Origin of the sequence: Sphaerisporangium sp. NPDC005288, from assembly GCF_040607475.1 — a bacterium.
Lineage (GTDB): Bacteria > Actinomycetota > Actinomycetes > Streptosporangiales > Streptosporangiaceae > Sphaerisporangium > Sphaerisporangium rhizosphaerae.
In genome coordinates, this window is sequence record NZ_JBEXGT010000003.1 from 334,337 (window position 1) to 340,603 (window position 6,267).

A 6,267-nucleotide genomic window follows, 5' to 3' on the forward strand; every position below is an offset into this window, starting at 1 on the left:
AGGAGACATGCCCGGACCCGGATACGCCCACTTCGGCGCCGAGGAGGAGAAGAACATCCTGGAGGTCGTCGAGCAGTGGAGGAACGCCTCCGACGCCTTCGGCGCCCTGACGGCCGAATCCCAGATCGACCGCTTCGAGGCCGAGGCCGCCGCGAAGTTCGGCGCGCCGTACTGTGTGGCCGTGAACAGCGGCACCTCGTCCCTGCTCACAGCCCTGGCAGCGCTGGGCGTCGGCCCGGGTGACGAGGTCATCGTCCCCGGGTACATGTTCGTCGCGTCCCTGGCCACGATCGTGTACAGCGGCGCCACCCCCGTGCTGGCCGAGATCGACGACTCGTTCACCCTGGACGTCGAGGACGTCCGCCGGCGGCTGACCCCGCGCACCCGGGCCATCATGGCCGTGCACATGCTGGGCGCGCCGAGCGCCATGGACGCGCTGACCGAGCTGGCCCGCGAGCACGGCCTGGCCGTCATCGAGGACGTGGCGCAGGCCTGCGGCGGTACCTACCAGGGCCGACCGCTGGGCACCTGGGGAGATGCCGGGGCGTTCTCGCTGAACCCCTTCAAGGTGATCACGGCCGGCGAGGGCGGCTTCGTCCTCACCCGCGACCCGCGCATCCACCAGCGCGCCTTCTCCTTCCACGACCACGGGTTCCTGCCCGGGAAGCTGGAGGCAGGCGAGGGGGACCTGCTGTTCGGCCTGAACCTGCACATGACCGAGTTCGGCGCCGCCATCGCGCGGGCACAGCTGGAGAAGATCGACGACATCCTGCTGCGCATGCGCGAGGTCAAGCACGCGTTCGTGGAGCAGATCCCGGGACGGCCGGGGGTGCGCCGCCGCACCCTGCACGACCCCGTGGGCGAGTGCGCGACGCTGGCCGTCTACGTCTTCGACGCCCCGGACGCCGCCCGCGCGGTGGCCGACCACCTGGGCGTCACGGTCCTGGCCGAGTCCCCCAAGCACAACTACGCGCGCATCCCTGCCCTGCCCGCGCTGACCTCCGCGGACCGGCCGTCCTCGCCCTTCCGTGTCCCCCTGGATCCCTCCGCCGCGGCGAACTACCGTCCCGGGCGGCTGCCGCGCACCGACGACCTGCTCGGCCGCTCCGTGGCGGTGGCCATCGGGCTCTCCGACTCCTACTTGGGAGCGGGCTTCGGCGTGACCGTGCACAGCGGTCCAGCCGACATCGATCGCGCGGCCGACATGTTCCGCTCAACCCTGAACCGCGTCCTCGGACCGTGACGACCGGGTGAATGAGCCGCGCACATGACGATGGGCCGCGACTTCGGCGAGGGTGCGGCCCGCGAGCCGAAAGGTCACGCTTCACCGGCGGTGAGGCCGATGGTGCAGGACAACGACGTCAGCGCACTCAGGGAGCCCGCGCCCTGCGTGGCGAAGGCTGCTTGAGGACATCGAAGCGGGCACGGTGGACGCCATCGTGTGCCGGCACGTGGACAGGCTGACACGATCCCCGCGCGAACTCGAAGACGTCATCGACCTGGCCGACCGGCGCGGCCCGTTTGCGAGCGGGAAGTCAGGGGTTGGAGACGCCTTGCCCGGGCGGGGAGGCGGTTGCGTGGTTCAGCGCATGAAGGGTTTGAAGATGGAAACCACCTTCGTGGCGGCACGGTCGGCGTCCCCGTCCGCGATCGCCTCGACCAGCTCGTGGTGGTGGCGGTGTGCCGCGTCGTCGTCCTCGCCCTTCTCGTCGCGCATGTGGGCAGCGAAGATGTCGAGCATGCTGGAGTACAGCTTGACGTGGAGAGGGTTGTGCGTCGCCGAAGCCGTCCGTGCGGCCATGTCCGGTGACACCCTCATCAGCCCGCAGATCACCGTACGGCTCCTGCGCGCCTTCACCGCGCCACCGCGGCCCGTGTCCGACCGCGTCGAGCGCGCGCGGCTCACCGATCGCGAAGTCCAGATCACCCGCCTGGTCGCCCAAGGTCACACCAACGCCGAGATCGCGACCGCCCTGTTCATCTCGCCCGGTACGGTCAAGAACCACATAGCCGGCATCCAGCGCAAGCTCGGGGCCCGGAACCGCGTCGGCATCGCCGCCTGGGCCTGGGCCACCGGCCACGCCACCCCGTGACCGCGCTCGCCCGCCACCGCATTCGCACGCCGTACGGCTCACATCCGGTGCCAGCGGGCCTCCGCGAAGCAGTAAACGGCGAACAGCACCAAGCCGACGGCGATCACGACGAGCAGCCATGGACCGATCGGGGTATCGGCGAGCGACTTGAGCGCGCCGTCGATGCCGACCGCCTTGTCGGGGTCGTACGTGAGGGCCGCCTGGCCGATCAGCGCGCCGGCGGCGAGAGCGATGACGCCACGGGCGACATAGCCGACCTTGCCGATGTTGACCACGAGAGCGTGGGCGCGCGGCTCGGCCACGTGCATGTCCCGCATGAACTTCCCGGTCCACCCCTCGTGAATCCAGGACACGCCGAAGCCGATCAAGGCAAGCGCTATCAGGGCGACCAGGATCTGGCCACCGGGCAGATCGAACAGCGCCTCGGCGGCATCCTGCGACTGGCTGTCGGTCGAGGAGGCGGCCTTGTTCTGGTGAGCAGGGCCACCATCGAGTACACAAGGGCAACGTAGACGGCGGCCTTGGCGATGGACTCGACGCGGTAATGGACCTCGGGCCGACCCCAGATGGCCTCGGAGACGTGCCAGATCGTCAATGCGGCCAGGCCGACGGCCATGATCCAGAGCAGAGCGTCACCGAGAGGCGCGTCGCGCACGATGTGGATCGCACTGCTCTTGTCGGCCTCCCCACCTCTGCCGAAGGCGATCTGGAGGGCGGCCAGCCCGATGATCGCGTACAGGACGCCGCGGGAGGCGAATCCGACTTTGGCGAGTTTCTCCAGGACGGGGTGGTCGGCCATTCGCCGGGCCGCACCCTCCAGTCGCCGGCCGGCCTGATTCGCGGTCGTCATCGAGGTTCCTCTCGGATGGCAGGTCGTTCTGGCTGCTGACCTGGACCGGGTCGGTCAAACGTGCGATGTTCGTACCCACTTCCCGCCATATAACCAATGTGCCGCTTAGTGGCCCCGACTCATTCGTGCAGACGCCGCGAAAGCGCGATCCACCACGAGACCGGCCACTGCGCCCGCGCCCCTCGTCCTCCTCATGCAGTTTGGGGGTGGACCCGCGACGAGCCATGCCAGCATGGTCGGCATGCTCGCGATCATGGCCCGAACGGAGGACGGCCACCGGTACGTCCCGTGCCGCCGACGGCGCAGTAGCCGTTGGGGTTCTTGTACAGGTGGTGGTGACCGCACCTTGTGTAGTCGGTCATACGGAAACGACATCCCGCGTGGAGTGCGGGGGCGGAGCCCCTGCCTTGGGGTCTGGGGGCGGGAGCCCCAAAAACACAGTCCGAGCGAAGCGAGGGCTATTTCGTGTGGACCCGCACACATGACTACGGACCACACCCCGATGGGTGCGGTCCGCAGTTCGATGGATCAGGCTTCGCCGGTGGTCAGACCGATCGGGCAGGAGACCCCCGTGCCAACGAGCGTGTATCTATGTGACCCATGCGACGAGCTGCGATCTACTGCCGGATCAGCCAGGACCGTGCGGGCGCCGGACTCGGCGTCGCCCGCCAGGAAGCCGACTGCCGGGCCCTGACCGAGCGCCGAGGCTGGCAGGTAGCGGACGTCTACTCCGACAACGACGTCAGCGCCTACTCGGGAAGCCCGCGCCCCGCGTGGCGACGACTGCTTGAGGACATCGAAGCCGGCACGGTCGACGCCATCGTGTGCTGGCACGTCGACAGACTGACACGCTCACCCCGCGAACTCGAAGACGTCATCGACCTGGCCGACCGGCGCGGCATCGAACTCGCCACCGTGACCGGGGAGATCGACCTGGCCACCCCGACCGGCCGCCTGATCGCCCGCATGCTCGGCGCCGCAGCCCGCCACGAGGCCGAGCACAAAGCCGAACGGCAAAAGCGCCAGCGACGACAAAACGCCGAAGCCGGCAAGGTATCCGGCGGTGGGATGCGCCCCTACGGCTACGCCGAAGACCGGCTGACCGTGATCGAGGAAGAGGCCGAGGTGATCCGCGAGGCCGCCCGCCGGATACTGGCCGGCGAATCACTGTCCAGCGTCTGCAAGGACTTCGAGCAGCGGGACGTGAAGACCCCTTCCGGACGTCACTGGATCCCCACCACATTGCGCCGCCTGCTCGCATCAGCTCGAATCAGCGGGCGAAGGGAGCACACGCCGCGCAGCACCTTCCAGACCACCCGCCCTCTGCTGGGCGAGATCGTCGCCGACGCCGTCTGGCCCGCGATCATCACCCCCGCCGACTCCGACCGGCTACGCGCCCTGCTCAGCGATCCCGCCCGCGACTACCGCCGCCAGGCCGCCACCGGACGCACCTACCTGCTGTCCGGCATCCTGCGCTGCGGACGATGCGGACACCGCATGAACGGCCGCCCCCGGCAAGGTGTCCCCCGGTACGTCTGCCCTAACGTGCCCGGCAGCGGCTCATGCGGCGGCATCGCCACCAACGCCGCCCGCACCGACGACCACATCCGCGACATGCTGCTGACCGCGCTCGACTCCCCCGCCCTCGCCGAACGCATCCGCCATCAAAGCGGTGACGATGACAACCTCGCCGAGGCCGTCCGCGCCGACGAGGAACTCCTCGAAGAACTCGCCCAGGCATGGGCCACCCGCGAGATCAGCCGCAGAGAATGGATGGCCGCCCGCGCCCCGATCGAACTGCGCCTGGACAAGAACAGGGCACAACTGGCCGGCCTCTCCCGCACCTCGCCCCTGATCCCCTTCATCGGCACCGCCCAGGACATGCTCACCAGATGGGAGGCCATGAACGTCTCCCAGCGACGCGCCATCGTCGCCGCAGTCATCCGCACCATCACCGTCGCTTCCGCCGACCCACGCAAGAAGTGGGACCCCGACCGGTTCACTGTCGAATGGATCGCCTAAGCGGCAGCGACCAAGCGCTCCGGCTCGTCCCCGCCGACGAGCCGAAACACCGACGCCACCCGCTCCAACACCGCCAGATCCTCAACCACCGGCGCAAGCCCCTGCGCCGCCCGAGACGCCGCCACCCGCGCCCGCACCTCGTCATTCACCCACACCCGCCACCAGGCAGCTGCCCAACACGACGCCCACCCCACGGCACCGCGCTCCCAGATCCACCCTCCGCCGCATGCTCGCCTCCCCTCTCGCTCCCTTCGATCGGTAACGAGACCAAGAATGCGACCAACATCCAGAACGAGGACACCACCCAGCCGGACACCACCAAGACGTCCAAGACATCCCTCACCGGGCATCACGTCCCCAGCCGTCCCCGTCTGAAGCGCCTCAGGCGATGCCTTCATGCAGATGAAGGACAGCAGGGATTCTTACCTCAACGATCTTCCGGTCTCAGCCACAGCTTGGGCTGTAGCGCGGGATGTTGCTGCCTGTACTCGGGCTGCCAGGGGAAACGGCCGTCGCGGTCGGGCCACACGACTTCCAACATCGGAAATGGTGGACGCCGATAGAACGCGATCGCTTGCCCGAAGTACTCGCGGTACCACCTCAGGTCGATCTGCTTGAGGACGACGGGATATCGCTTGATGAGGTCGTGCCGTTCCTGGTCGGCTTCAACTGGCTCTCCGGCAGCGATCCCGTCCGCGAGGTCGTTCAACAGGTCCTGCATGAGGTAGATGTCCAGGCCGAACATGGCCAACTCCGGCGAGCGGTGGGTATGCCACAGGCCAACCGTGTAGGCGAAACCAGGCCCAAGATCGTCCGCCGGGATCATCTTCACGCTCCAGCCGCGTCCTCGGACGTGCTCAACGGTGTGTTGATCCACACTGTCCCACTCGTCCCTATCGCCGTAGTCGTGGCAGAGGATGCAGCGACAACCTGGGAACTCAGTAGGCATAGACGTAAGCGTACGGACCCCATCAGAGATGAAGTACCCGATCGAATCATGCCGGACACTGCGCGCCGGCCCCGAACCTCAGGAGAGACGCCGGGCCATGCGGCAGACGGCACCAGCCACCTGACCCGCGAGCCGCGACCACTCGATCCAAGAACCGGCCAAGATCGAAAGTAACTTATCTGTACATCTATCAAGGCGGTCCGCCGGCGGCGGACCGCAGCGCGTTGGGCGGTCGCTGGCCGCGCTGCGGCTCTTCGGCCGGTCGCGGGCCGCCGCGCCCCCGCCCCCACCGGCACCCGGGCCAAACATTTGCCCCGAGAAGACATACCGGGACCACGGGCGATGGGCGGAAC

At 68.3% G+C, this 6,267-nt stretch carries 7 protein-coding genes and 1 pseudogene; 4 read left to right on the forward strand and 4 right to left on the reverse strand.

Annotation, left to right across the window (positions count from 1 at the left end):
- Positions 1 to 7: 7 nt before the first annotated feature.
- The gene (locus ABZU32_RS05135; protein ID WP_354917324.1) at positions 8 to 1,243 is read left to right on the forward strand and encodes a DegT/DnrJ/EryC1/StrS family aminotransferase; all 1,236 of its coding nucleotides are present in this window, start codon (positions 8 to 10) and stop codon (positions 1,241 to 1,243) included.
- Positions 1,244 to 1,370: 127 nt separating this feature from the next.
- Positions 1,371 to 1,505, forward strand: a pseudogene (locus tag ABZU32_RS05140) (recombinase family protein); the annotation flags it as partial.
- 77 nt (positions 1,506 to 1,582) lie between these two features.
- Here ABZU32_RS05140 and ABZU32_RS05145 read toward each other — a convergent pair.
- Positions 1,583 to 1,741, reverse strand: coding sequence for an FCD domain-containing protein (locus tag ABZU32_RS05145; RefSeq protein WP_354917327.1), 159 nt, complete (start codon positions 1,739 to 1,741; stop codon positions 1,583 to 1,585).
- Here ABZU32_RS05145 and ABZU32_RS05150 point away from each other — a divergent pair.
- A complete protein-coding gene (locus ABZU32_RS05150) occupies positions 1,740 to 2,093 on the forward strand; it encodes a response regulator transcription factor (RefSeq protein ID WP_354917330.1) in 354 nt (117 codons plus the stop codon). The two genes, ABZU32_RS05145 and ABZU32_RS05150, sit on opposite strands and share 2 nt — an antisense overlap.
- A gap of 38 nt (positions 2,094 to 2,131) precedes the next feature.
- On the opposite strand, the gene ABZU32_RS05155 is transcribed toward ABZU32_RS05150, so the two are convergent.
- Both ABZU32_RS05155 and ABZU32_RS05160 read right to left on the reverse strand, forming a co-directional pair.
- Positions 2,132 to 2,512 (reverse strand): DUF1206 domain-containing protein, encoded by a 381-nt coding sequence (locus tag ABZU32_RS05155; protein ID WP_354917357.1) that lies wholly within the window; start codon positions 2,510 to 2,512, stop codon positions 2,132 to 2,134.
- The gene (locus tag ABZU32_RS05160; RefSeq protein ID WP_354917333.1) at positions 2,473 to 2,943 is read right to left on the reverse strand and encodes a DUF1206 domain-containing protein; all 471 of its coding nucleotides are present in this window, start codon (positions 2,941 to 2,943) and stop codon (positions 2,473 to 2,475) included. The genes ABZU32_RS05155 and ABZU32_RS05160 overlap by 40 nt, the downstream gene beginning before the upstream one ends.
- Positions 2,944 to 3,543: 600 nt before the next feature.
- Between ABZU32_RS05160 and ABZU32_RS05165 the strand changes: the two genes are divergently transcribed.
- A complete protein-coding gene (locus ABZU32_RS05165) occupies positions 3,544 to 4,965 on the forward strand; it encodes a recombinase family protein (RefSeq protein ID WP_354917336.1) in 1,422 nt (473 codons plus the stop codon).
- 427 nt (positions 4,966 to 5,392) lie between these two features.
- Here the strand turns inward: ABZU32_RS05165 and ABZU32_RS05170 are convergent, their stop codons facing one another.
- Positions 5,393 to 5,914, reverse strand: coding sequence for a DUF4262 domain-containing protein (locus tag ABZU32_RS05170; protein ID WP_354917339.1), 522 nt, complete (start codon positions 5,912 to 5,914; stop codon positions 5,393 to 5,395).
- Positions 5,915 to 6,267: the final 353 nt, after the last annotated feature.